1 protein-coding gene and 1 pseudogene are annotated in these 2,167 nt (G+C 60.1%); both read right to left on the reverse strand.

The features are described from left to right. On the reverse strand, positions 1-1,166 hold a 1,166-nt coding region (locus tag I5W_RS08395), incomplete at its 3' end, for an acetyl-CoA C-acetyltransferase (protein WP_252716951.1). A gap of 21 nt (positions 1,167-1,187) precedes the next feature. Beyond that, a pseudogene (locus tag I5W_RS08400) lies at positions 1,188-1,972 on the reverse strand (enoyl-CoA hydratase/isomerase family protein). Positions 1,973-2,167: the final 195 nt, after the last annotated feature.

Here is a 2,167-nt window from a genome sequence, read left to right on the forward strand (position 1 = left end):
TTGCCCGCGGCCGATGCACATGTTTCGAGGCCATAGCGCACCTGGCGGCGTGACATCTTCTGCAGCAACGACGTCATGATCCGCACCCCGGGTGGGCCCCCCCGGATGGCCGAGTGAAATGCCGGAACCGTTGACGTTGAGGATGTCCTGATCATTCCAGTCCAACCTTTTAACACCGCCAGCACCTGACAAGCAAAAGCTTCGTTGATTTCTACCAGGCCCATGTCCGTCAGAGACAAACCGGTACGCCGTAACAGCTTGTCGATGGCGGGCACCGGGCCGATACCCATTCGGGCTGGATCGCAGCCGGCCACCGCCCAACTGTGCAAATAGGCCATGGGTTCCAGCCCCAGTTCTTCGAGCTTGTCTTCCGCCACGATCAGGCAGGCGGCTGCCGCATCGTTTTGCTGGCAGCAATTGCCGGGCGTGACGGTGCCGCCTTTGATGAGGGGTCGCAATTGCGACAAAGCTTCCAGAGTGGTGTTGCCGCGGATGCCTTCATCGCGGTCAAACACGATCGGATCGCCCTTGCGCTGGGGGATGATCACCGGCACCACTTCTTCTGTAAACTTGCCGGATTCCCACGCGGCAGCGGCGCGTTGATGGCTACGCAATGCATAGACGTCTGACTCTTCACGGCTGATGCCATATTCTCGCGCCAGCGTTTCGGCCGTTTCGGGCATGCCTGAGATGAAGCCGAAACGATGCTCAGGCTGTGCACGTTCGCGGCCACGTTCCAGCCGGTCATGGAACTTCACCGATCCGGCCTTGCTGCCCCAGCGCATGCTGGTGGTGTAGTACTCGACATTGCTCATGCTTTCGATGCCGCCTGCCAGCACCACGTCGGCGGCACCGGTCTGTACCATCATGGCCGCAGAAATGACGGCCTGCAGGCCGCTGCCGCATCGGCGATCCAGTTGCATGCCGCCCGACTGCAGGGGTAAGCCCGCATTTAGCGCCAGGTAACGTCCCGTGCACGGCGTCTCGCCATTGGAAAATGACTGGGCAAACACTACGTCTTCAATCAACTCTGGATCGAGTCCGGTCTTGCCGAGCACTGCCTTTATCACGGCGGCGCCGAGGTCTTCGGTCGCCACTTTTTGTAGGCTACCGCCAAAGGCGCCGATGGCGGTTCGCATGGGGGAAACAATCGCTGCACGTCGCATGGATACTCCTGAATAGATGAATCAGATCTTGCTGAAATCGGGTGTTTCCTTGGCAAAAAAGGCGCGTACGCCCTCTTTGCTTTCGGCTGAACTGAATGCCTGATCGCTGGCAGCGAAAGAGGCTTTCAACGCGTCTTCTTCCGTCACCTCGAACGCCAGGTCGATGACCGTTTTGGCCAGGCGCAACGCCATTCTCGGGCGTTGCACCAGGGACTTCGCCAGTGCCTGCGCAGTGGCCAGGCTTTCACCGTCGGCGGCTACTCGGTTGATCAGGCCCCATGCCAATGCGGTTGCGCATCGATGGGCTCGCCCAGAAAAATCATTTCCTTGGCCCGGCCTTCGCCGATACGACGGGCCGCACGGAAGGTGCCGCCGCTACTGGGGAATACACCGAGTTTGATTTCTGGCAAGGCAAGACGACTGCGTTGATCGGCCACGATCAGGTCGCAGCACAGCGCAATTTCCAGGCCGCCACCATACGCCAAGCCGTTGATGGATGCGATGGTCGGTTTGGGAAACCGATCCAACTGAAAGAAGACTTCGTTCTGGCGTTGCAGCTTCTTCGGCACGATCTGGCCCGGTGCCATCATGTCGGCGAACTCGCCGACATCGGAACCGGCGCAAAACGCCCGTGTCCCCGATCCTGTCAGGATCACGGCGCGCACGGCATCGTCTGCCGCGAGGCGGTCCAGCGTCTGCCCCAGTGCTTTGGTCAGCCCAAGGGTCACCACATTCATCGGCGGGTTGTTCAGCGTAACGATGGCAATGCCTTCGCTGATATGGCACAAAACGGCATCCATATTCATGGTGTTCTCTCAGGGATGGGTGACGGGGAGATGCGCCAGCATGCGCCGGGCACGTTCTACAACCGGTTTGTCGATCATTGCGCCATTCAGGGATCAGGCTGGCGGCTCTTGGGCTGGCCACCCTTGTTGCCACCACCATAGTTGCCGCCATTGCCATAGTTGCCACCACCCTGGTGCCGAAGTGCCGCCATGCGC

Source organism: Herbaspirillum sp. B65 (genome assembly GCF_000333555.1).
GTDB classification, from domain to species: Bacteria; Pseudomonadota; Gammaproteobacteria; order Burkholderiales; family Burkholderiaceae_D; genus Herbaspirillum; species Herbaspirillum rubrisubalbicans.